This is a genomic window from Bacillus thuringiensis, assembly GCF_001182785.1.
In the GTDB taxonomy this organism is placed as follows: domain Bacteria; phylum Bacillota; class Bacilli; order Bacillales; family Bacillaceae_G; genus Bacillus_A; species Bacillus_A thuringiensis_S.
This window is the reverse complement of record NZ_CP012099.1, coordinates 2,052,437-2,076,803: the sequence shown is the minus strand read 5'-3', so window position 1 is coordinate 2,076,803 and position 24,367 is coordinate 2,052,437. Positions and strand designations below refer to the sequence as shown.

Here is a 24,367-nt window from a genome sequence, read left to right as displayed (position 1 = left end):
TTACTTTTCAAATTCTCGCAATGCTGCTAAATTTTCATCATCCTCAATAAGTTCAGCAAAGAATCCCGATTCATCCTCACGAAGGACAATTTCAAGCTCTTCCTTCGCCTCTTCATTTCTATTTAACTGTGCTAAATAACAAGCACGATCATATCTTGCTAACAAATCACTTGCATCCATTGTTAATACTTCATTTGCTATTTTTTCTGCCTTTAGTGTTTGGCCGGCCCCATGATATGAAGACGCTAAAGAAAGAAGAATTACTGTTTCATTTCGATGATGTATAGAAGCATTTTCTAATACTTGAATTGCCTCTTCAAACCTTTCTTGACTTTGGTACATTTCTCCTAAAGCAAGAAATGCTCTACTTACGAACGGTGTTTGCTCCGTTAATTGTAAGGTAATCTTTTCTGCTTTTCTTTCTTCCCCTGCTTTAAAGAATACTTGTGCTTGCAGAAGAAGAGTATCATAATCATCTGGTAGTTCTCGAACCATTTGCTTCGTTAATTCCAAAGCATCTCTTAACATATCTTCTTCCTCGCACTCAACGAAAAGATTTACAAGTTGCTTCGCTACTTCATAATCCCATTTATTTTCTAGTGACGTGTGCAGAATCTCTATCGCTTCTTTATTCATCTCTACATTCTCATAAAATAGCGCAAATCGCTGTGCTGCCATACTATTTTTCGGATTTAACTTTAAAGAGATTTCATATAAATCAATTATCATAGTAACCATTGAAATTTCTTTCGCACGATTTTTCATACGATAAAAAGCTCTCGTAATGATAGATCGTTTCGGCTGTTCATGCAGCTGGCGTTCAATCCATATTTCCGTAACCGCAGCTGCAGCATACATGAATGCTGTACTTCTTTCTACTTTTTTCACCTTTAACGTATGAAGAAAATCTCGTATGTTAGACAATTTTTTATGTTGCTCTACTGCTTTTACATAAACATCAAATATACGTTCATTATCAAAATCTTTTTGTATTACTTTCATTGCAACTTCAATTGCTTTTACATTTCTTTTTTTCACTAATACTTTTGCATAATGATATAGAACTTCTATATGCTCACCATCTAATTGTAGTGCGTATTCAATCTGTGCTTGTTCTTTATCTATTTCATTCATCGCTCCGTACACATATGCAATCGCATCTAAACGCCATATTTCAGGTACTTCTTCCTCTAATTGTTCTAGTTCAGTCAGCAATTCTTCCTGAAGATTCATATCTACTGAAAGCTGTGCCAAATATTCCATATTAATATGCAACGGCTCTTCCTTCATCGCCTGAACCATATGACTTTGTTCTTTAGAACGGTTTTCTTCTTTTTCGTATATTTCCGCAAGCTGTAAATGTACACCTACGAAATTTCCATCAAGCTCTAAACATGTTTCATACGCTTGTTTTGCTTCCGTCAATTGCCCTAATGCCATAAGTGTTTCACCAATTCGGTAATACGGTAATGCCGTTTCCTTTTGTTCTATCTCCTTATTATATCTTTTCATCGCTTGGCCGTACTGTCCAATAGATTCATATAAAATACCTGCATAACAACCGTACTCACTTACTTCATTTCTTTCTTTGTGTAAAGTTCTTAAAAACGCTATACCTCGTTGTACAAATTCCGTTCCTTTAATTCGATTCACATATTCATCTAACGCACTTGCTACATTATAATCGCTTTTCTTTATACCATTTTCTAACTTAGATAGCGCTACTTTAAACCCTTCTTCATTTCCACCAAGTTCAAGTTCAGCATCCCATAAAACCATTCCTGCATTCATGAGGAAATCTTGGCTCTTTTCAATTTGCTTCTCAAGACCAAGAATGTATTCTTTTGCTTCCTTGTATTGTTCTCTTGCCATATACACTTGTGTAAGTCCGAAGTGAGAATAAACATCCTCATCGTTTTCTTCTAAAGCACGCTTATACAATACTTCTGCTTCTTCCAAGCTATCATTTTGAAAATGATAGTCACCTAATTTTACGTAAAGAGGTGCTTTATCATCACAGTTCTCAATACCGTTTAATAAAATTTCTTTCGTACTTTCCTCATCCTTCAAATCAGATTCGTATATTTCCGAAAGTTTCGTATAAATGTAAGGTGCATTACTATCCAAATGAATCGCTACTTTAAGCCCTTTTATTGCTAAATATAATTTCCCTAGTTGATGTGCACATCTCGCTCGTTCATACCATACATGTGCTTCATATTTATACTCTTTTAACAAGTCATTAAAGATTTCATATGCTTCTTCATATCTTTCTAAATCTATTAATATTAAACCGTGATTCGTTAAAGTGAACCTTTCAGGACTGCGCTCTAACGCAACTTGTGAATATTGCAATGCTTTTTCAGATTGATCAATATACATATAGGATAAAGCGAGAAAACTCCAAGCAATAGGCTGATCTGCGTCTAATTGTAACGATGAACGAAAGCTTGAAATCGCTTCTATATAACTTTCCTGCTCAAAAGCATATCTTCCGTTTATTAAATGATATAAAGCACGATTATTTTTCTTCTCAACGCTTGTCAGCATTTGCTCCGCTTTCTCTACTTCCTGAAGACGAATAAAACACTGTGCACCATGCAATTTAACAAAGTCCGAGTTCGGAAACTTTTCCTTTAACTTATCGATACAATATAAAATAAATTCTTTATCTACTTCAACATCTAAGTGCTTTATCGTATATAACCACGTATTTGGATTATCGCTCGTTTCTTTTAAAAATTGTACTAAGTTACTAATTCCCTCTTTATCCTGTTCATCTAAATGATCCGTAAGAGAAAAAATAGATTTAAAATAACGATTTTCTTCCTCACTTAGAAACGCTAGTTGCGCCTTCTTTTCTTTCGGAACAAACGTGATTGCTAAACAGCCTGTATAACGATATTTTTCTTGTAATTTACTATATTCCACAAGAACTGGTTCTATAAAGTTTGGATCTTGAACATAGAAAGCTTGCAATGTATCATCATATCCAGATAGAACTTGTACGTGTGAAGCATGCTCAATATCTATACTTAATAAAACAGGAATTCCTTCATCAATCAGTCTCTTATAATTCTCTTCATTCCCTTTAAAATAACGATATTCATAACCTAATTCTTCTAAATAAGAAACAGTATCTGAAAACTTCGATCCTGTCATATCAAAAATAAACTCTGCTATTTCATCTTGTGTACGTGTCTCTCCCCATATACGCAACATCATCTCTAAACTTGTCGGAACACAATAATTATCCTTTTGTACAATAGGAACTATCGGCAAGTGAACCTTTTTTCCATCCGGATTTTTTTCTAAATTATGATATAAAGATTCTTTTAAACTCTTTTCTTCTTTTAATAGCTTTTGTAAATCTGCAAATTTATTCATTTTGTACAGCGCTTCTGCACGTAAATGTACAAAGTAAGTGTTATAAGCATGATATGGCAGCTGAGTATTTATGTTATCTATTACCGCTAACATCTCTTCATATTGCTCTAAATCTAATAAATACTTTACCTTCTCAAAATGAAAATATGGTACTTGTGGGAACTTTACAATCGCATCATTAATTAACTGTATCGCACGTTTTTGTTCTCCTTTATTTGCATACAATTGTGATAATAAATAGGTAGATAACTCTTCACAATCTTCATGCTGCATGCCAGCAATAAATTGTTCTTCCGCTTTCTCCCATTCGCCTGTATGCATATAAACGTAGCCCCATTTATCAAACACTACGCGCGTACTGTACTCCTCTGCTTTTTGCATATACATTAGCGCTTCTTCATTTCTTTTCATTTCTAAAAGACATCGTACTAACGTAAAATATGTTTTCGCTAAAAAATCGGCATCTATTTCTTCTTTATTACTCTCTTCTAAAGTTTCTTTTAACAGCTGCTCTGCTTCAAGAATTTTCCGCTCATCAATTAACTCATCACAATATAAAGAGAGCGTTCTCATATTTGGGAATTTTTTATAAGCGTAGCGAATGAGGAATGAACTGTATTGGTGCATAAGCCCTTCATCAGTAAGACGAATTAATATGTCAAACTCCTTATGCGAAGGAATATTAGCAAGCCACTTCTTCACATAGGATAAAGTATTCGTTTCTTTTATATATGCAATTTCATTATTTATTTCCTGTAATCCGTCTACAAATCTCTTATCTTTCAAACACGCTTCTAACTGCTTAAAATCTAGCATGCATTCACCTCGAATTTATATTTAAACTGCTACTTGCTTAGATTTTACACACCATATAGTATGTATTCAACTAAAATCTCTTATAATGGATGGTATTAATTAATATTATTCAAATTTATAACAAAATATAGTAAAAATGATTGTTTTTCTCCGTATTTTGTTTAATTATATGGAATGACGTAACATGCGGTTTTTATCTTGTAGAAGCTGAAATCAGTACATAAAATTATATTGGCGATAATTCAAATATATCAGCGATTCTTTCATTTTATCGGCGATTTTCAAATTATATCGACCGATTCTTAACATATATCAGCGATTATATGTCGAATATCGATTTATCGACATTAAACAACAATTCTTATATATCATATCTTTTAACATACTATATCACCAAATGTAATTTTCATATTCGGAGCATACACTAAAGAAGAATGCACATGAAATATTTTATAAAATCGTAGTTCAGCTTCATATTGAGTTAGCGCATTATCATATGTTAATCCTCTGTCTATTAAACGTTCTATAAATTGCTGCTTATCACCTGGATTCCCTGCAATCCCCTCTTCTTTTAATGAATGATACAAACTTTGTTTATCATTATGGTGCATATTAGAATCTAAAAAGTTCACTTTATCACTTACTCTACACTCAATATTTTTCACACCTAATTCACTTAAATACATCGGTATTTTCATACCAATATTTCCATCTTTTCCACTCCTCTGCGTGTCACTTTCAAATAAATTCTGCAAAATGCCTAGCTGGATAAATTCCGATTGGTTCTCTCCATCCAAAGTGTATGAAGACATATTTGATATCCAATGTGGTTCAAAACAGATTATTTTCCCGCCACTTTTAACTGAATGAATCATTTTTTGTAGCATCGTTTTTGGTGAACTCATATGTAATAAGAAGGCATGACAAATTGCTATATCGTATGTATCGTTCAATTCAATTTCTATAGCATCTCCCTCCAGAAATTCTGACTCGTACGGAAGTAAACGAAACAACTCTCTCGCTTCAGCTAATAATGTTTCTCCACTATCAATGCCTGTATACTTTGATCCTTTTGGAAGTAAAGGCATTAATAATAAGCCTAAATAACCATACCCACAACCGTAATCAACAATATGTACGGGCTTAGTAATCTTCCAAACCATATTTACTAAAAAGCGGACATAATCGTCGTTGTAATCTAAATCTCTTGTGTTTTTTAAATACGTTAGTTTACTGTTCCAATCGTACGTTTCCAAGTTCAACGCCTCCTTTTTATATATGACATTACAATTCTCCATTTAATACGGACATTCCTACACCTGAAACAACTCTAGAAAAGTTTAGATTTAATAAAATAAAACTTCTGCTTTCACATTTTCTATGAAAATAAATAGGCATACATATCTACTACGATACGTATACCTATTTGTTTTACATCTCCTCAGGAGCATCCACCCCAAGTAGACGTAATCCTTCTTTTAATACAACTGTCACAGCATACACTAATGCCAGTCTACTGTCTTTCTCTCCGTTCTCTTCTAATATACGAACATTACCGTAATATTTATTGAACGATTGTGCTACATCTAATACATATTTCGAAATAATCGATGGCTCATTTTTATTGAAAGCTGCTTCAATTACTTGTGGGAATTTGTTTAGTAATTTTACGACACTCCAGCTATGATCGTCTTTTAAAGCAAACGTACATGTTTCAAATTCTACACTTTCTTTTCTTAAAATAGAGCAAGCACGTGCATGTGTGTACTGTACGTAAGGGCCTGTTTCTCCTTCAAATTTCAGCATGTTTTCTAATGAGAATTCAATATTGTGCATACGCTCATTTTTTAAATCGTGGAAAATAACCGCCCCTACACCGACTTGCTTTGCTACTACTTCTTTTTGTTTTAAGTTTGGATTTTTCTCTTCAATATTTTGTTTTGCAAGGTCGATTGCTTCCTCAAGTACTTCTTCAAGTAAAATAACTCTTCCTTTACGTGTCGACATTTTCTTGCCGTCTTTTAAAATGAAGCCAAATGGTACGTGTTCCATACCATCAACCCAAGTATAGCCAAGTTTTTTTAATACAGTGAAAAATTGATTGAAATGTAAGCTTTGTTCTGGACCAACAACATATAGCGCTTTATCAAATCCATAAGTGTTTTGACGATATAAAGCAGCCGTTAAGTCACGCGTTGCATAAATCGTCGCACCATCTGATTTTCTAATTAAACAAGGCGGCATTCCTTCTTCTTCTAAATTAACGACTAATGCCCCTTCTGATTCTTCAAGCAACTCATGTTCTTCTAAAATCCCAATAAAATCTTCCATTTTATCATTATAGAAAGCTTCGCCTTGAAAATTAGTAAATTCCACACCGAGAAGTTCATAAATACGAGAAAATTCTTTTAATGATTCGTGACGGAACCAATTCCAAAGTTCAACTGCTTCTTCATCGCCTTCTTCTAGCTTTTTAAACCAAGCACGTCCTTCTTCTTCTAATTCATCATTCTCTTTTACTTCTACATGAAACTGAACATATAACTTAAATAGCTCACGTATTGGATCCTCTTTCACCACTGCTTCATTTCCCCATTTTTTATAAGCCGTAATTAACTTTCCAAACTGTGTTCCCCAATCCCCTATATAATTAATTCCTACAACTTCATAGCCACATTTTTCAGCGATATGTCTCAGTGAATTTCCAATCATTGTAGAACGTAAATGCCCCATTGAAAAAGGTTTCGCGATATTAGGAGAAGAATAATCGATAACTACTGTTTTTTCACATCCAAAGTGATTTTGACCGTACTCTTCTTTCTCAGCTAAAATTTTCTTTAATACTTCATCACTTACAGTTTCACGATTATAAAATACATTTACATAAGGACCAACGGCTTCTACTTTTGTAAAGAACGGATCATTTAACTTCTCCGCCACTTCCTTTGCGATAATAGCTGGTGCTTTTTTATATTGCTTCGCTAATGAAAAACATGGGAACGCTGCATCTCCAAATTCATCTTGTTTCGGTGTTTCGATTAAATCTAAAATTTGATTTTGCGTTAATTCATTTACAAAAATATTCGATAAACTTTTCGCAAACTGTGTTTTATATTCCATACTACAACCTCCTTATTTTTTAAACACAAAAAACTCGTCTCTAAAAAAGAGACGAGTTTGAACCCGTGGTACCACCCTTGTTGTTCGTTACGAACCACTTTCCCGTTTATAACGAGGACAGGGGGCCTCGGCTTTCTCTACTATTCGTTCAAGAAGCATCTCCGAAGTGCGCTTCATCTTTTTCTTCCGTACTAGGCTCACACCATCCCTAGCTCGCTTTCCTTCTAAAAAAGATTACTCTCTTCATCACAGACAGTATATTTAATTAATTATTGCTTATTATACATCTTTTCAAACAATTAGCAAGGGCCAATTACACCAAAGTGAAACTTAGCACTTTTTCTTTTGTATACGTGAAAATTGTGTTTTTCAAATCTAGAACTACGGAAATGATCTTTTAATACGACACGCTTTCTCGCCACTCGCTTCGCCTCCGCAATTGTTTCGTCAGTAATATCATGATACAAAGCGAAATGTTTTAACCCTTTAATTCCGTCAGATTCTATGACAGTTTCTTCAAACATCGGATCAAGGTAAACGACATCGTAACTATTGTCTTTACATTGCGCTAAAAATGAAAAATGCTCCGTTTGCTTTACATTAATTCGTTGCATTGCCTCATCAATTTCAGAAACGGATGAAGACCATGTTTTCAAACCATTCCTCATGATATAAGCCATATATTCGTTGCCTTCAAGTCCTGTTACTGTTCCACTTTCACCAACAACATAACTAGCTACAATACTATCTGATGCCATGCCGAGCGTACAATCTAACACTGTCATTCCGCTCTCTAATTTAGCAGCTTGTACAAACGGATCGTGCTCTCCACGCATTAACCTTTTTACACGAAACATCGCTGAGTTCGGATGAAAGAAAAATGATTCTTCCGTACCTTTCGGATAAATAGCTAATCGGTTCTTTCCTACGACAAGTACATCTTGTTCATACTGCTCATGTAATTTATGCACTGGTATATCATTACGTGAAATGAAAGAACGATTTAATTCTTCCGCTACCTTTTTTGCATATGCTGTCATTTCTTTATTTGTTCTTCCTGCTGTTGTTACTATCATTCTTTCACCTCTATATAAAGAAAAGAGGGAGATTTACTCTCCCCCTTCTTTTAGCAATTCTTTTCGAAAGCTTGCTCTAAGTTCGTAATAATTTCGTCCATAGTTGCACCTTCAATTTCATGACGGTGAATGAAGTGAACAACTTCTTTTCCTTTTAATAATGCCATAGATGGTGAAGATGGAGGAATTTCTCCGAAGTATTCACGCATTTTTGCAGTAGCATCTTTATCTTGACCTGCAAATACAGTTACAAGATGATCAGGTTGTTTTTCAGCACGAACAACCGCTTGACCTGCTGATGGACGTGCTAAACCAGCTGCACAACCACAAACAGAGTTTACAACTACTAAAGTTGTACCTGATGTATTTTCCATAAATTCTGTTACAGCTTCTTCTGTAGTTAACTCTTCAAACCCAGAACGCACTAACTCTTGGCGCATTGGGATTACCATTTGGCGCATGTATTCTTCATAAGCATTTGACATCTTGTAATCTCTCCTTCAACTTTCATTCCAAATTCATCATATCACGCTCTATTAATAGGTGCAAAAGAAAGATAACGCTGATTTCATTTTTTTGTAGGGATTTCACAAACCCCACCGCGGCAATGTCCCACTGGAACAAGTTTTCTATTGTTAGCGATATAATCGTATACTTTACTCCCAAAACCAAGTACGATAGATAGCTTTATAAAAGGAACGGCAAACCAATAAGATGGAACGGCCTTTGCTAGTACATCTATGCTCTGAATGCCGTCATACCACTTATTATTTTTAAAAATATACAGTCTTTGTTCCATGTTACTTTGTAGTTCTTGAGAAAGCTCATACTTCTCAACTACATCTTCATCTCGAAATGAAACAAATTTCATCTTACCTTTTTTATCTAATTTTTTCGTACGTTCTGCAACCGTCGTACACATCGGACACCAACTATCATAGAAAACAATCATACATTATTCCCCTTTACGAGACTCCGTCATTTGTTTCCATACAGAACCTTTCGCTTCTTCTCCACCTTCAATACGCTCTAATGCTAGACGCGCTTGCATCGCTACTTCAAACTCTGGATCATCTTGCGCTGCTTTTAATGCTGGAATCGCACTTTCATCTCCAAGCTCAAATAAGAACATCGCTGCACGCCAGCGTACTAATTTACTTGAATCTTTCAGAGATTTAATCATAACGAACATCGCTGCTGGATCACCTACGTCTGATAAGCAATCGCCTGCTGTACGGCGAACACTTACTGAACGATCTAATAACGCTTTATATAATAATGGCAATACTCCATCACCTTTTACCATACCTAAATACGCTGTTGCTAAACGACGGATCGAAACTTTTTCATCATCTAACGCCATCTTCAACACTGGAATATCTTCTTCAGTAGGATCCATTTGTTCTAATGCAGCAAAACGTTTTTTCCAGTCAGCATCTTTCATCATCTCTTCTGTTACTTTATATGGCTCACGCTTTTGAACCGTTACTTCAACAGCACCTGCTTGATTTAATAATTCTTTAACCGTTTCATTTACACGTTCTTCTGAATAAGCAGCAACAATCTCTTCTACCACTTCTTTCCCGATTTCTTCAAAATTACCGTAACGTGTACTTTGTTCTATCCATTTACGCTCTTTTACAACGTTTGGTGCAGACATCTGTACTTTCATAATTGATTCTTTAAAACGATCTGGTAAACCAACACGTTCTTCCGTCATTCCATCTGTTAGCTTCACTTGCATCGGAATAGTAAAGAACATTTGAATAAACACTTTCACTTCTCCAAAATGAGACAGTTGTTGTTCTTCACTTTCTTCCACTACTTCTTCGCCGAAAACAGCACGAACTTGTTGTAATAAAACTTTCCAGTCATACTTTGCATTTCGCTCGACTGCTAAAAAGTCAGCTACATGATACACACCTTTAATACCTTCAATTTTCAAAATTTCTTGCACTTGCATTGGTGCTTGTTCTTTATTTTCATTTGTATAATTATTACGCGCTCCTGATGGTAATACTTCATTCAAAATAACTTTCATTGTATTTGGACTTGGCGTCGGTTCAATTGCTTTAATCTTCACGTAAAAAACTCTCCTTTATTGCATGTTCTTAGCTGTATTGTAACATGTTATCACTCTATACTCCTACTCGGATGCTTAATTTTGCTAATTCCTTTTCTACATTTCTTAGAAGTTTCATTCATTCTATTTTCACCTAATCGTTCCAAAACTAAAGTTAAAAGTCTAATTGACAATACCAGAAAAAGGCATTAACCTTAACTCACAAAATGACTATGGTCATTTTATGAGCAAAGTCACTCTAAGACGGAGGGATATCAAATGAATAATGTCATAATTATTGGTGGCGGTATTGCTGGACTTTGCGCAGCAATTTCCTTACAAAAAATAGGATTAGATGTAAAAGTATATGACAAAAATACTGAGCCTACTGTTGCTGGTGCAGGTATTATCATTGCCCCAAATGCGATGCAAGCACTTGAACCATACGGAATTTCTGAGAGAATTAAAAAAATTGGAAACGAAAGTGACGGATTTAACCTTGTATCCGAAAAAGGAACTATTTTTAATCAATTGACCATTCCAGCATGTTATCCAAAAATGTACTCCATTCATAGAAAAGATTTACATCAATTACTACTTTCTGAACTAAAAGAAGATACTGTCGAATGGGGAAAAGAATGCGTAAAAATAGAACAGAATGAAGAAAACGCCTTAAAAATATTATTTCAAGATGGTAGTGAAGCATTTGGCAATATACTCATTGCTGCTAATGGTATTCATTCTGTCGTTCGAAAACAAGTAACACAAAGCGATAATTACCGTTATGCAGGATATACGTGTTGGCGCGGTGTAACTCCTACTAATAATCTTTCTTTAACAAACGATTTTATTGAAACTTGGGGAACAAACGGTAGATTTGGTATCGTTCCTCTTCCCAACAACGAAGTATACTGGTATGCGCTCATAAACGCTAAAGCTAGAGATCCAAAATACAAAACTTACACAACAGGAGATTTATATAATCATTTCAAAACTTACCATAATCCAATTCCATCTATTTTAAAGAACGCATCGGACATTGATATGATTCATCGTGATATTATAGACATCACTCCAATGAAACAGTTTTTTGACAAACGCATCGTATTTATTGGGGATGCAGCCCATGCACTTACTCCTAATTTAGGTCAAGGAGCTTGTCAGGCAATTGAAGATGCGATTATTCTTGCTGAATGTATCAAAAATAATGCTCATTATCGTCAAGCATTTATAGAATACGAACAAAAAAGACGAGATAGAATTGAGAAAATCTCAAATACTGCATGGAAAGTTGGAAAAATAGCACAAATAGAAAGTACACCTTTAACTATAGTTAGAAACGAAGTAATGAAACGTATTCCGAAATGGATTTCTGAAAGGCAAGCACATGAACTATACAACTTTCATTTATAACAAAAATGAGAAACAGCATTCTCTACCCTTCTTTCAATTACATTAAACTTAATCATGAAGTAAGATTTCATTTGAGATTATCTATTAAACAGATATAATTGTTTGTGTTAGGAGTAGATTATATGCTTAGAGAAACGAGAAAAAAAGAGTTAAAAGAACTTATATTCCTAAAAGCAGTACAGCTCTTCCAAGAACGTGGGTATGAAAACGTTACGGTTCAAGATATTACTACTGCATGCGGGATTGCAAAAGGAACTTTCTTCAACTACTTTCCGAAAAAAGAAAACATATTATTATTTTTAGGTGATTCTCAAATTGACCTATGGAATGAAAGTTTAAAAACGTATAAAAATATGGAACATCCTAAAGAAAGAATCAAACTTGTTTTAGGAGATTTACTGGATCGATTTACTGGACATGGTGATTTAATGAAGCATGCAGTCTTTGAGATTATAAAGTCAAACTCCTTAGTAGAAAATGAATTAAAAAGTATACAACAGCTACAAGAAGGTTTGTCTTCAATTATTACAGAAGCGAAAGAGGCAGGAATATTAAACAGTCAATGGGATGTAAATATTATCACTTCTACTATTATGAGTACTTATTTTTATACACTAATGTCCCATTCCCTATTACATGCTAATGAAACAAATGCGAAAAATATACTCTATCAACAGTTGGATGTTGTTTGGGGAGGTATCACTCAAAAATAATAGAGGGCTATTAACCCCCCTCTATTATTTTTGATACTCTTTACTTCTTATCATGATGCCCCCTCCCGCCTTCTCTCCAAAAAGGTAATACTCTCAATCACAACTTCAGTTCTATATATTCTCTTGCCTTGTTCATCATCGTAATTACTCGTCTGAATACGCCCTGTAATCCCAACAAGTGATCCCTTCTTACAATATTCAGTTACATTCTCAGCCGATTTTCGCCAAACGACACAATTAATAAAATCGACTTGTTGTTCACCTAAACTATTTCGAAATCCTCTATTCACCGCAATACATATTCTTGCATAAGCGACACCTTGTTTTGTGTAGTATAATTCTGGCTCCTTTGTCAATCTACCGATTAATACAACTCGATTCATCATAAGTTATACCACCCCACATATTTTTCTTCATTGTAATGAGAAATGTTTGAATGGTAAAAAGTACAAAATGATATATCCGTAAGTAGAAAGTATTATTTTAGACCTTACAAAACAAAAAAAGAAACCATACATAGTTCAAACATGTATGGTTTCAAAATTTATTACACTTCAGTACAAGATAGGTAATATCCTCCGCGAGCCATCTTTATTTCAGCACGGTACATTACATTTTCTAAATAGAAAGTAATCGGTTTAACTTTACTCTCAAATTTTAGTCTTTCATTGCATTCAGTTGCATATCCTTCAATCGCTGAAGTAATAACTTCTGATGATGGATACGTTAAAGCTTCATCTAGTTCTATGAAAAAACTTTTAGAAAATAGTTTTTTCATAATCCCCTTCTTCTCTTTCATCATATTCCATCTCCTTCAATTCAAGTTGATAACATACATATTATACAATACGTTCAATATATCTTTGAAAATAAAAAAAACCTGCATTTTTCATGCAGGTTTTTTTATTAGTCATTTTTCGTAAAGTAAGAAACGAAACGAAGAATTTCTAAGTATAACCAAACTAATGTAAGCATTAGTCCCATTGCAGTGTACCACTCCATATATTTCGGAGCTTGACTACGTACACCATTTTCGATTAAATCGAAATCTAGTAATAAGTTTAATGCAGCAACTACAATAACAACTGCACTAATAATAATACCGATTGTACCACCTTGGTGAATGTATGGAACAGTTACACCAAACATATTTAGTAGGAATACGACTAAATACATAACCATAATTCCGAGTGTTGCTGCCATAACGCCTGTACGGAATTTATCCGTTACTTTTACTACGCGTGTTGCATATAACACTAACATTGCAAATAGAATTGAGATTGTTAGTAATACAGCATTTAAAACGATAGAATCGCCAAATTTCATTGTATAAACTGCTGAAATACTTCCTAACACAACCCCTTCTACCGCTGCATAGATTGGTGCACCAAAAGGTGAAATACGTGGGAAGAACATAGACGCAAATGCGATGATTGCCGCAACGATTAAAGCACCAATTAATACTGGCATCTTCATCGTCCCCTGCATCATCTGTATGTATGAATAGACAGACGTTGCAAGTAGCAAGATAAGCATAATGAACGTTTTGCCTACTGTTCCGCCAATCGTCATCGCAGAAGCGCTTGCTCCCTCTTTACGGAATGCCTCTTTTTTCAACATTGGATTAGATGTTCTCATTTTTTCCCTCCTAAAATAGGTTCTACCAATAGTGTAAAGTTTTTCTCTTTACTTTTCAATATATGCAGCTTGTTTTTATTTTAATCCTTCAACGATGTCTGATAGTTCACTCCATCTTTCCATCTTTTTTTCTAGCTCTTCTTCTGTTTTCTGCTGTGCTTCAGATAATTCTTGTGCCTTTGTGAAGTCAGATCCAACTTTCGCAAGTTCTTCTCCAATTGACTCAATTTTTTCTTCAAGTTCGGCAATTGTATCTTCAATCGTTTCCCATTCACGCTGCTCATTGTATGAAAGTTTACGTTTACGTTGTTGTTTTGGAGCTTCTTCTACTACTTTTTTCTCTTTTTGAACTTCCGCTTTCTCCATAAGTTCTCTCGTTTTTTCCATTTCTAAATAATCTGTATAACTACCTAGGAACTCACGCACTTCGCCTCCGCCAGTAAAGATGAACAGTTCATCTACTACTTTATCTAAGAAGTAACGGTCATGCGATACAGTTAAAACGACACCTGGGAAATCTTCTAAATAATCTTCTAGTACTGTTAATGTTTGTGTATCTAGATCATTCGTAGGTTCATCAAGTAAAAGTACGTTTGGTTCTCCCATTAAAATACGTAATAAATATAAACGTCTTCTTTCACCACCAGATAGTTTACCAAGCGGTGTACCATGTGAATGAGTCGGGAATAAGAAACGTTCTAACATTTGAGATGCACCAATTACTTTTCCATCTGTTGTATGAATAACTTCTGCAATCTCTTTAATGTATTCAATCATACGCTGATTTAAATTCATCTCTTCATTTTCTTGCGTATAATAAGCAACTTTTACAGTTTGTCCTACTTCAACTTCACCACTATCAGGAGATAACTTACCTGCAAGCATATTCAATAGGGAAGATTTCCCGCTTCCATTCGCTCCAATAATTCCAATACGATCACCCGGTTTCACAATATGATTAAAATTATGTAATACCGTCTTATCGCCAAATTTTTTCGTTACATCTTTTAACTCAAGTACTTTCTTTCCTAGACGGCTTCCACTTAGTGCAATATCAACTGACTGTTTTGCAGCTGGTCCTTCTTGTTCCTTTAGCTCATCAAAACGCTGAATACGCGCCTTTTGTTTCGTAGAACGGGCTTTTGCACCACGACGAATCCAAGCAAGTTCACGACGATATAAATTTTGGCGTTTCGATTCTTGTGCCAATTCTTGTTCTTCACGAAGTGCTTTCGCTTCTAAAAATGTACTATAGTTTCCTTCGTAGCTATATAGTTTACCATTATCTAATTCAAAAATACGGTTCGTCACACGATCTAAGAAATAACGATCATGGGTTACAAGTAATACCGCACCTGTATATCTTGCTAAATATTCTTCTAACCATTCAACTGTCTCATGGTCAAGATGGTTCGTAGGCTCGTCTAAAATTAATAAATCAGGTGTTTCAATAAAACATTGTGCCATTGCGATACGTTTTTTCTGTCCACCAGATAAATTCCCAACAATTGCAGTGAAATCTGTAATTCCTAATTTCGTTAAAAGAGATTTCGCACTTGCATTTGCTTCCCACGCACTCATTGCATCCATACGTTGCTGCACTGCAAATAATTGTTCCTGTACTTTTTCATTACTTGGATCTTTTTCGATATGTAATAGTGCTTTTTCATAATCACGAAGAAGACGAATTAAAGGTGTATCACCATGGAACACTTGCTCTAATACTGTTAGTTTTTCATCAAACTCTGGTTGCTGTGATAAATAACTAATTGTATACCCACGTGAATGCGTCATATCACCTGTATCAGGGGTTTCTAATCCTGCAATTATTTTTAATAATGTCGATTTACCCGTTCCGTTTACACCGATAATTCCAACACGTTGTCCTTCTGTAATACTACATGATAATCCATTAAATAACGGCTTTTCTCCATATGATTTTGATAAGTTCTCCACAGTTAACATTTTCATATTTGTGCATTCCACTCTTTCATAAATTGTTCAATAAACTGTTCCATATAACGATGACGAATTTCAGCCTCTTGTTTTGCTGCATTCGTATTCATTAAATCTTTTAATTTCAAAAGTTTTTCATAAAAATGATTTAAAGATGGATCGTTATTTTTTCTATATTCATCTTTCGTCATCACTTCACGCGGAGGAATAGTTGGATCATACATTAATCTCCCTTTCGCTCCACCATACGCAAATGTGCGAGCTATTCCAATTGCTCCAAGGGCGTCTAAGCGATCCGCATCTTGAACAAGCTTCCCTTCAAGTGAATCCACTTTACCGCCATGACCACCTTTATAAGACATATTGGCGATGATATGAAGAACATGTTTACTTTCCTTTTCTTCCACATGTAACTCTTCTAACCAATCAGAAACTTTTTTCATTCCTTCTTCTTCACTTTCATTTAACTTCTCATCTGCCACATCGTGAAGTAATGCTGCCATTTCAATTATAAAACGATTTCCACCTTCTTGCTCGGATAAAGAAATCGCCAGTTTATGTACGCGTTCAATATGATACCAATCATGCCCACTCGCATCTTTTTCTAAAATATGTTTTACAAAAGTAATTGTTTTTTGAATCTTTTCTTGTTTTGTCATTTTATCTTCACCCAGTTACTTATTGTAACACGCCCGCATTTTTTCATCACATATTTTCTTGTCCGCCCATACACTGAGTGGTAAGCATCATCATGAAGGAGGAATAAATATGTTCTATAATAATCAACCGCCTTATCCAAGGCAACCATTTTACCCTCAACAACAAGAACAAAGATACACAGAACAATACGAAGAACAAGAGTTACAACAGCAAGAACAACAATATGACGAAAATCCATATGAAACACGTCCAAATTATGAATATCCTCAAAATCCATATGCGGTACCACAAAACCAAGAACAACCATATCAGCAAAATCCATATGCAGCACCACAAAGCCAAGAACAACCATATCAACAAAATCCATATGCAGCACCACAAAACCAAGAACAACCATATCAACAAAATCCATATGCAGCACCACAAAACCCATACACAACTCAACCACAACAACCGCAATACCAACAACAAATGTATCAACCAAACTACGACGCACGTGTCTCACCACCTAAACCACCAACAATAGATCCAACGCAGCCACAAATTTTACCGCCTGGACCAACATTAGACATTACACAACCACAAATCTTACCACCTGGACCAATTACTGAACCAACACAACAACAAATTCAACAAGTTGTCGGTACACAGTTTTTACCTTTCAAGAAACCCGTACTAGATTTCGTAAAACCATGGGTAGATTACGGTTTAAATGAAGCAAAACATACATCACACGAACACGCATTAACAGAAGTTGCTGCGATTATGTTTTTAGTTGGTAAAGGCTTCAATCCGACGATTGCTCATTATATCGTAGAATCTTGGGAGAAGAATGAGCAGTTTTAGGGGTGTTTATTTTTAAAACATCAAAAATGCCAAATCCCTTATATCACAAAGGATTTGGCATTTTTAAGTATCTAGAACACTCGCTAAGTTTAAGGAGAACTTAACAGACATGCGTCCGGCATAATGCCATGTCCACACCCAAGGATCGGTTACATAAAATAACGTATCTAACATGGGAAGTCTATTGGTCTTTTCCCCTTATAGTAACACTCTCTTCTACTAAGACCTTTTCTTTCTAGGGCCTACAATTAATTTAATCGCTGTTCTTTCTTCATTATTGATAGAAATCTCTTGAAACGCTGGAACAAAAGCTAAGTCAATACCACTTGGAGCGACGAACCCTCTTGCAATCGCAATTGCTTTAATCGCTTGATTTATAGCTCCAGCCCCAATCGCTTGAATTTCCACATTACCACTTGTTCTTAGTACACCCGCTATTGCACCCGCGACTGAATTTGGGCTTGATTTTGAAGATACCTTTAATATATTTTCCATGTAAGTTGCTCCCTCTATTATTTAATCTCTCTTTCGTTACAATTTTAAATATTTTAGCGTATCTTTAATTACTATTCACACCAAAAACAAACGATGCTTCATATGTACATTTATTCTATATTTTCTGACTTCTTCCTGCCCAGCTACACAAATAAAATAAAAAAATAAACTAAATAATCTAATATACATACGATTAAATATCATAACTTCACCAAACGATAACATCCATTCAGCAAAAGATACTATTACTGTTTGTCAGACGAAATTAATATAGTAAAGTGAAACTTTAATGAGTGGGGTTTTGTTCATCCCCCACCTAACTTCTTTGCTTTCGCTAAACTTTGAGATGAGGGTCTTACTGCCCGGAAAATAGCGGGATAAACGTTTCCTCGTTACTTCAATCCATTTAGAAATCCCATTCATTTTTCTATCAAATTATGAACCTTATCATCTTCAAAAAGTGTTACAGGTAATACCCCAATACTATATTTCATCACTTGAGCACTTTATATTTCAAATCTATCTCCTTTTATAGTACAAGCATACACGCCAATTGTGATTCATTTTCATAAACTATTATGTGTTTTACATTTATTAAGAATAGGAGGTAATATATTGGGTTCATACTATCATTCTTCAAACTCGTATAAAAAATGCTCATGCAAATCTTCTTCCAGTTCAAATAAAAAATGTTCATGTGACCATTCACATAAACGAAGCTGTCCTGCATACGGAACTTTTTGGCAAACTGAATTTATAACTGTTCCTTTTGGCAACCCTTTTCCATTTAATCACGTTGGACCTTTAGCAGGAGGCGTTTCCTTACTAAACCCTACTACTATACAATTTAGACAAGCTGGTGATTATAGAGTTTCGTTCATTTCCAGTATTAATACTACTTTAAATCCTGTATTTCCACATATCCCAGTCATAACTATATTTTTAAATAACAATCCACTTGCTAATAGTCAAGGTGACTTCGCTATTCAAATGAATACTTCATCAAATAACGAATGTCTTCAACTCGTTGGCGAAACGATTGTTACAGTGCCAGCTAATTCAACTCTTCAACTTAGAAATAATAGTGGCTTTAATCGTCAAGGTATTGTAACTTGTGACAATGGTATAAATTCAGTTGAATTAACAGTTACAAAACTAAGTTAATATTATTTCTTCACATTCAGATGCTATTTCAGCATCTTTTTTTATTGAATAACAGTTTTCTTCGACTTTTATTATCTCTCATCACGCAAAAAAAGTGCAGAATTCTTTCTAACACAAGATTTCTGCACTTTTATATTATGCTTATTTATTCTTCCTTATTTCTCTACATAAACCGACTTAACAATCGTACGATTATATGGTTTCCCTTCTTTATTCATCCCTTTTATATCCATCGTAACGTTATATACTCCCGGTTGTTTTATATCTTTCAAAGCACCTGTAAATGTATTCGTATTAACATTTTGTAATTCATTAAATTCAGAGACTAAGTTACCATCTTTATTAACGACTCTTACGGTTATGGAAAGATCCCCTTTCATTTCAGGTGCCACTGGTGATTTTTTCAGTTTATACTCAGGTTTATTTACTTTAACTTTTGTAGGCATTTGAAGAACAAATGGCGCGCCATTCTTGTAATCGCTTACAACTAAATATGCATCTTTCGACTGCTTCGCCATCATTTTGATTTTCCATTCGCCTACTTCCAATTTATCAAACTTAAATGTTCTAATTGTCGCCCCATTAAAGAAAGATTCGCCTTCACCAGTAGTTATAGCGCTATCTTTGTTTGCATAGATTTTTCCTTTTGGAGATACCATTTGTACTTCTACATCAGAAGAAGCTGTTAGTACAGAAACTATTCCTTCAGCCTTTTTATCAACAGAAATACTTTGCTCTATCCACTGATTTTGTGGTAATTCGCCTCCTAAAATATTTTGATTTGAAGTTGTATTTAATTGTTCTAGATTTTCATTTGAACTAGTGCTGGATGCTACTAAATCTGGTAACCCCACATTTGTCGTACGTAAATATGGTTCAATTCGTGCAAAAACAGCTGATCCTTTTCTTATATTGTCATGATCAAATCTTGAATCTGTAAATAAATGTGTACCGTACGATAGCTTCGCACTCCATTCATTTACTAGTCCATCATTTGAACCGTACGATGATAAATATAACCCGCCCATAGATAATGCAGAAAATGTTGGCCCCCAGCTAGTCCCAGTAGCCGTATAGTAACGGTTTAATTTAGCTGCTGGGTTGTTATCTATTGTTGAACGAAACTTTGCCATTTCACCTATTTGTAACGAATACGTACCATCATCTTTTTGACCTAATATAGAAGCAAGCCACCCTGCCCACCAACTATATGATAAATCTGCTAAATTTGAGCCGTGATGCGGTGTAGCAAGTGTAATAACATTTCCAACAAATCGATTCGCACCATATTCAACTAATGCGGCTTGTGTATCAATACCACCTTTACTATGTGCTACAATATTAACTTTTTTACCGAAATGATTATATATTTCTTCAAGTTTTTGTGCTAACAATTTTCCGTTATCCCACTGACTAGCCGAACCTTTCCCAGCAGCATCATATAATTGTATAAACACTGTTTGATAGCCTGCTTTCAAAGCATAATCATACATATCATTTATATCATGATATACTGTCTTTCCATACCAACTATCAGCATTACCATTTCTTCCTTGTACAAAGAGAATTGGTGGTTTATTCTCATCATAATTAGCAGGTGTTTGGCCTAAAAACCATTCTCCAGGTGTGAATACTTCTGTATCAGGAAACCCCTTTCCAAGCTCTTTTACAACTTCTGCCTGTACATTTGTGCTAATCGTTGGAGCCATGATAAAAAATACAATTAGTAAGGCCACAAATCTTCTCATCAGTCGCATATTACTCCCCCTATTTTTTTGAAAGAAGGTGTTCTTTATAATATTTTATATTTTCCCTTCCTTAATAATAGCTAATCTTTTATTTTAAAAAGATGTTAGCCCTATTTTTAGAAGGTTACTAGTTGTATACCCTCTTCCTTAACTCTCGTTATTCTCTTTGTTTCTACCTCTTCCTTTTGATAGAATACGACAAAAAAGTTTCTCAATAATTGTTAACTTCGTTACATCCAGATATTTTTTAAATCATTATTGTTTATATAAAGCATACAAATCTTGAAAAAATTTTAGTGAAAAAACACTTTATTACTAGTTAGTTATTTAAAAATATAATAAAGATATGTATTTTCTTTTCATTAAATACAAACTAATTTTAAAGGAGCTTATATTATAAGACTTTCCTACGATTAAAAATTAAACTGAAATTTCCGAATAGAAAATCACATTTCCAGAAACATATATTATGATAATTTTCGCGCACTTGAATTAACTTTTTAGAAGTACTAACCTATCGGTGAGCAGAAGAAAATTCTGTAAAAAGAAAGGAGAATGCTTTATGATGACCAATTTACAAAAGGAGTTTTTTAAACGATTAAAAATTCCTGCAAAAGTAATAACATTTGATGATTTAGATGAAATCTTATTAAAAATGGGAATGATTCTCCCCTATGAAAATCTTGATATTATGGCTGGTACTATTAAAAATATTTCAAAAGATAACTTAATAGAAAAGTTACTTATTCAAAAACGAGGTGGACTGTGTTATGAATTAAACTCCTTATTGTATTATTTTTTAATTGATTGTGGGTTTCAAGTATACAAAGTAGCCGGTACTGTTTATAATCTGTACGATAATATATGGAAACCCGATGATGGTCATGTCATTATCATATTAAGTCATGAGGATAAAGATTATGTTGTGGATGCAGGTTTTGCATCTCATCTCCCTTTACATCCAGTCCCTTTTAACGGAGAAGTCATCTCCTCTCAAACAGGAGAATATCGAATTCGTAAGCGAAATACTCGAAAAGGTACGCATATTTTAGAAATGAGAAAAGGAGCTAACGGAGAATCTACAAGTTTCTTACAATCTGAACCTTCAAATGCATGGAAAATAGGCTATGCTTTCACTTTAGATCCAATAGATGAGAAAAAAGTGAATAACATTCAAAAAGTGATTGTAGAGCATAAAGAATCTCCTTTTAATAAAGGAGCTATCACTTGTAAATTAACTACTTATGGTCACATATCATTAACAAATAAAAATTATACAGAAACCTTTAAAGGCACCAAAAATAAACGACCAATAGAATCTAAAGATTATGCTCGCATTCTTCGTGACTCTTTTGGAATAACGCAAGAGAAATATGTAGGAAAAACACTAGAAAGAGGCTAGTTGACTACAAGTATTTCATAATAAAGCAGATTCTATATTTAGAATCTGCTTTATTTTATATTTTGTTATAAATTAATTTAATTTTGTTGTTACCCTTTAATTTTCAATTATATACTCATCATCATATTTATCGTATTGTAGCCCTTCCCCTATCTTTGACTCCGTAACTTGATCTCTTAAAAACGGTGCAGCATCCATTTTGCTAGTTGCAATTTCAATTCCATATTTTTTCGTTAAATGAGCTAACTCTATTAAAAACCACTCTCTTCGCAATGTAACTGGAATATCCAATGTTTTTCTTTTCATATATAATAGCACCTCTTTTATTTTCATAACTTAAAAACATCACTGGATGCACTTATTAAAACTACCTTTCACCGCTAACATCCAATGAAACATTATAGTATATGCATGTCCATTTCAAACGTGCTATCACAAATATGATATTTAAGTTTACATAATTACATTATGTAATAGTAGAAAAGAAAGGCATGTCCCTTCCTCTTCTACTATAGAGATTTAAATTAAGAACATCTTGGTACACCTAAAGCTAAAAATAAACCTGCTACTCCCGCAGTAATCGGTACTTTTAACGTAATAACATCGTCTACCTTCGTTACTAAAAAGTAAGCATTACCTTCTTGTAATATACAAGTTACCAACAATTGAAATTCCATTCAAATCTCCTCCTTTCAATCGATATACTATAATTTATGAAATCTCTTTCAAAAAGTAATAGGAAATATATCTATTTTTCCTTATATATAAAATAAATGTTTATAGGTCTAGTAAAAATATTAATTTTCTAAATTTATATAATACGTGTAATATCCAATAAGTTCCTATATAATCAATAAAGAAAATCTTACAAATGGAGGTATGAAAATGGAGGTTTTGAGTAATATTGGTGCAGCTTTATTTTTTATTGCTTTTATTCTTTTAATCTTATGTATCATTTCATTCTTTAAGAAAAATGGAAAAGCAAAACAATATGGTCGTCCTACCGTTATTCTTTTTATGATTTCAATTATATTAATAGTGACCGGTACAACAACATCTGAACACCCAGTCATCGAATTTTTTGCTATTTTAAGTTTCATTCTATTTATATTCTTCCTTGTACTTGCAATATTATCTGTTATTAAGAAGACAGGTGTAGCGAAAAAACAATTTATTATTACAGCCGTATTATTTGTCATTTTTGTTGCGCTATTAGGTATTTCAGCTCCTTCTTCTGAAAAAACGACAGCAACTAGTACAAAAGTTGCCTCTAACAATGAAGAACAAAAAAATAGCGAACAGAAAAAAGAACTAGAAAAGAAAGAGGCGGATGAAAAAACTCAAAAGCAAGAAGATGAGAAGCGTCAAGCCGAGGAACAAGCTCGTAAACAAGAAGATGAAAAACGTCTAGCCGAGGAACAAGCTCGTAAGCAACAAGATGAAAAACGTCAGGCTGATGAACAAGCTCGTAAACAACAAGAAGAACAGAAACGTCTAGCTGATGAACAGGCTCGTAAGCAACAAGAAGAACAAAAACGACAAGCTGATGAACAAGCTCGTAAACAACAAGAAGAACAAAAACGTCAGGCTGATGAACAAGCTCGTAAACAACAAGAAGAGCAAAAAGCACAGCAAACTCAAACACAACCCACTTCAGGAAATACTAGTAGTGCATACTACAAAAATTGTGCTGCAGTTAGAGCAGCTGGGAAAGCCCCTTTACATAAAGGGCAACCAGGTTATAGCTCTCATCTTGATCGTGATGGCGATGGAATTGCATGTGAAAAATAGCAATAAAAAAGAAGCTTCTACTAAGCTTCTTTTTTATTAACGCAAAATATTACCACTTATTACTTTCCCCCTTATTTTAA

21 protein-coding genes, 1 pseudogene and 1 other annotated feature are annotated in these 24,367 nt (G+C 34.3%); of the genes and pseudogenes, 6 read left to right on the top strand and 16 right to left on the bottom strand.

The features are described from left to right. From AC241_RS10870 to AC241_RS10840, 7 genes are all read right to left on the bottom strand, one after another. Positions 1-4,203 carry a bacteriocin-processing peptidase family protein gene (locus AC241_RS10870; RefSeq protein ID WP_050843410.1) on the bottom strand — a complete coding sequence of 1,401 codons (4,203 nt, stop codon included), beginning with the start codon at positions 4,201-4,203 and terminating at the stop codon, positions 1-3. A 377-nt stretch (positions 4,204-4,580) separates the two neighbouring features. Next, on the bottom strand, positions 4,581-5,459 hold the full coding sequence (locus AC241_RS10865) for a class I SAM-dependent methyltransferase (protein ID WP_050843408.1): 879 nt from the start codon (positions 5,457-5,459) through the stop codon (positions 4,581-4,583). A 175-nt stretch (positions 5,460-5,634) separates the two neighbouring features. After that, positions 5,635-7,323: an arginine--tRNA ligase gene (gene argS / locus AC241_RS10860; RefSeq protein ID WP_050843406.1), complete on the bottom strand. Its 1,689-nt coding sequence runs from the start codon at positions 7,321-7,323 to the stop codon at positions 5,635-5,637. A 44-nt stretch (positions 7,324-7,367) separates the two neighbouring features. Then, positions 7,368-7,582: a binding site (T-box leader), on the bottom strand. A 40-nt stretch (positions 7,583-7,622) separates the two neighbouring features. Next, the gene (locus tag AC241_RS10855; protein ID WP_050843404.1) at positions 7,623-8,399 is read right to left on the bottom strand and encodes a class I SAM-dependent methyltransferase; all 777 of its coding nucleotides are present in this window, start codon (positions 8,397-8,399) and stop codon (positions 7,623-7,625) included. Positions 8,400-8,449: 50 nt separating this feature from the next. Then, positions 8,450-8,884, bottom strand: a complete 435-nt coding sequence (locus tag AC241_RS10850; RefSeq protein WP_000063706.1) for a BrxA/BrxB family bacilliredoxin — start codon at positions 8,882-8,884, stop codon at positions 8,450-8,452. A gap of 83 nt (positions 8,885-8,967) precedes the next feature. Beyond that, on the bottom strand, positions 8,968-9,351 hold the full coding sequence (locus AC241_RS10845; RefSeq protein WP_016081816.1) for a thiol-disulfide oxidoreductase DCC family protein: 384 nt from the start codon (positions 9,349-9,351) through the stop codon (positions 8,968-8,970). 3 nt (positions 9,352-9,354) lie between these two features. After that, entirely contained in the window at positions 9,355-10,482 is a 1,128-nt protein-coding gene (locus tag AC241_RS10840) for a conserved virulence factor C family protein (protein WP_016081817.1), read from the bottom strand. A 252-nt stretch (positions 10,483-10,734) separates the two neighbouring features. On the opposite strand from AC241_RS10840, the pseudogene AC241_RS10835 reads away from it, so the two are divergent. Both AC241_RS10835 and AC241_RS10830 read left to right on the top strand, forming a co-directional pair. Then, positions 10,735-11,874: pseudogene (locus AC241_RS10835) on the top strand (FAD-dependent oxidoreductase); the annotation flags it as partial. Between the two features lie 122 nt (positions 11,875-11,996). Continuing rightward, complete coding sequence (locus AC241_RS10830; protein WP_029442188.1) at positions 11,997-12,587, top strand: TetR/AcrR family transcriptional regulator; 591 nt, start codon at positions 11,997-11,999, stop codon at positions 12,585-12,587. Positions 12,588-12,637: 50 nt separating this feature from the next. On the opposite strand, the gene AC241_RS10825 is transcribed toward AC241_RS10830, so the two are convergent. The 5 genes from AC241_RS10825 to AC241_RS10805 all read right to left on the bottom strand — a co-directional run bounded on the left by AC241_RS10825 (position 12,638) and on the right by AC241_RS10805 (position 16,840). After that, the gene (locus tag AC241_RS10825; RefSeq protein ID WP_000982013.1) at positions 12,638-12,973 is read right to left on the bottom strand and encodes a single-stranded DNA-binding protein; all 336 of its coding nucleotides are present in this window, start codon (positions 12,971-12,973) and stop codon (positions 12,638-12,640) included. A gap of 161 nt (positions 12,974-13,134) precedes the next feature. Further along, the gene (locus AC241_RS10820) at positions 13,135-13,389 is read right to left on the bottom strand and encodes a DUF4318 domain-containing protein (RefSeq protein ID WP_016081820.1); all 255 of its coding nucleotides are present in this window, start codon (positions 13,387-13,389) and stop codon (positions 13,135-13,137) included. A gap of 104 nt (positions 13,390-13,493) precedes the next feature. Next, the gene (locus AC241_RS10815; protein WP_001260655.1) at positions 13,494-14,225 is read right to left on the bottom strand and encodes a Bax inhibitor-1/YccA family protein; all 732 of its coding nucleotides are present in this window, start codon (positions 14,223-14,225) and stop codon (positions 13,494-13,496) included. A 75-nt stretch (positions 14,226-14,300) separates the two neighbouring features. Next, on the bottom strand, positions 14,301-16,196 hold the full coding sequence (locus tag AC241_RS10810; RefSeq protein ID WP_016081822.1) for an ABC-F family ATP-binding cassette domain-containing protein: 1,896 nt from the start codon (positions 16,194-16,196) through the stop codon (positions 14,301-14,303). Beyond that, on the bottom strand, positions 16,193-16,840 hold the full coding sequence (locus AC241_RS10805; RefSeq protein ID WP_016081823.1) for an HD domain-containing protein: 648 nt from the start codon (positions 16,838-16,840) through the stop codon (positions 16,193-16,195). Before AC241_RS10805 ends, AC241_RS10810 begins: the two co-directional genes overlap by 4 nt. Before the next feature lie 109 nt (positions 16,841-16,949). Here AC241_RS10805 and AC241_RS10800 point away from each other — a divergent pair, with 109 nt between their 5' ends. Then, the gene (locus AC241_RS10800; protein ID WP_050843402.1) at positions 16,950-17,687 is read left to right on the top strand and encodes a hypothetical protein; all 738 of its coding nucleotides are present in this window, start codon (positions 16,950-16,952) and stop codon (positions 17,685-17,687) included. 219 nt (positions 17,688-17,906) lie between these two features. On the opposite strand, the gene AC241_RS10795 is transcribed toward AC241_RS10800, so the two are convergent. Then, positions 17,907-18,182 carry a stage V sporulation protein S gene (locus AC241_RS10795; RefSeq protein WP_000427801.1) on the bottom strand — a complete coding sequence of 92 codons (276 nt, stop codon included), beginning with the start codon at positions 18,180-18,182 and terminating at the stop codon, positions 17,907-17,909. 615 nt (positions 18,183-18,797) lie between these two features. Between AC241_RS10795 and AC241_RS10790 the strand changes: the two genes are divergently transcribed. Then, the gene (locus AC241_RS10790) at positions 18,798-19,346 is read left to right on the top strand and encodes a hypothetical protein (protein ID WP_048564453.1); all 549 of its coding nucleotides are present in this window, start codon (positions 18,798-18,800) and stop codon (positions 19,344-19,346) included. Positions 19,347-19,501: 155 nt separating this feature from the next. Here AC241_RS10790 and AC241_RS10785 read toward each other — a convergent pair whose 3' ends face one another. After that, positions 19,502-21,103, bottom strand: coding sequence for an esterase/lipase family protein (locus AC241_RS10785; RefSeq protein ID WP_016081867.1), 1,602 nt, complete (start codon positions 21,101-21,103; stop codon positions 19,502-19,504). A gap of 553 nt (positions 21,104-21,656) precedes the next feature. Between AC241_RS10785 and AC241_RS10780 the strand changes: the two genes are divergently transcribed. Then, positions 21,657-22,496: an arylamine N-acetyltransferase family protein gene (locus AC241_RS10780; RefSeq protein ID WP_016081868.1), complete on the top strand. Its 840-nt coding sequence runs from the start codon at positions 21,657-21,659 to the stop codon at positions 22,494-22,496. A gap of 96 nt (positions 22,497-22,592) precedes the next feature. Here AC241_RS10780 and AC241_RS10775 read toward each other — a convergent pair whose 3' ends face one another. Beyond that, a complete protein-coding gene (locus AC241_RS10775) occupies positions 22,593-22,802 on the bottom strand; it encodes a hypothetical protein (protein WP_000824206.1) in 210 nt (69 codons plus the stop codon). 218 nt (positions 22,803-23,020) lie between these two features. Next, the gene (gene exsG / locus AC241_RS10770) at positions 23,021-23,173 is read right to left on the bottom strand and encodes an exosporium protein ExsG (protein WP_000395679.1); all 153 of its coding nucleotides are present in this window, start codon (positions 23,171-23,173) and stop codon (positions 23,021-23,023) included. A gap of 208 nt (positions 23,174-23,381) precedes the next feature. Here exsG and AC241_RS10765 point away from each other — a divergent pair, with 208 nt between their 5' ends. Then, positions 23,382-24,287: an excalibur calcium-binding domain-containing protein gene (locus AC241_RS10765; RefSeq protein WP_050843400.1), complete on the top strand. Its 906-nt coding sequence runs from the start codon at positions 23,382-23,384 to the stop codon at positions 24,285-24,287. Positions 24,288-24,367 lie beyond the last annotated feature (80 nt).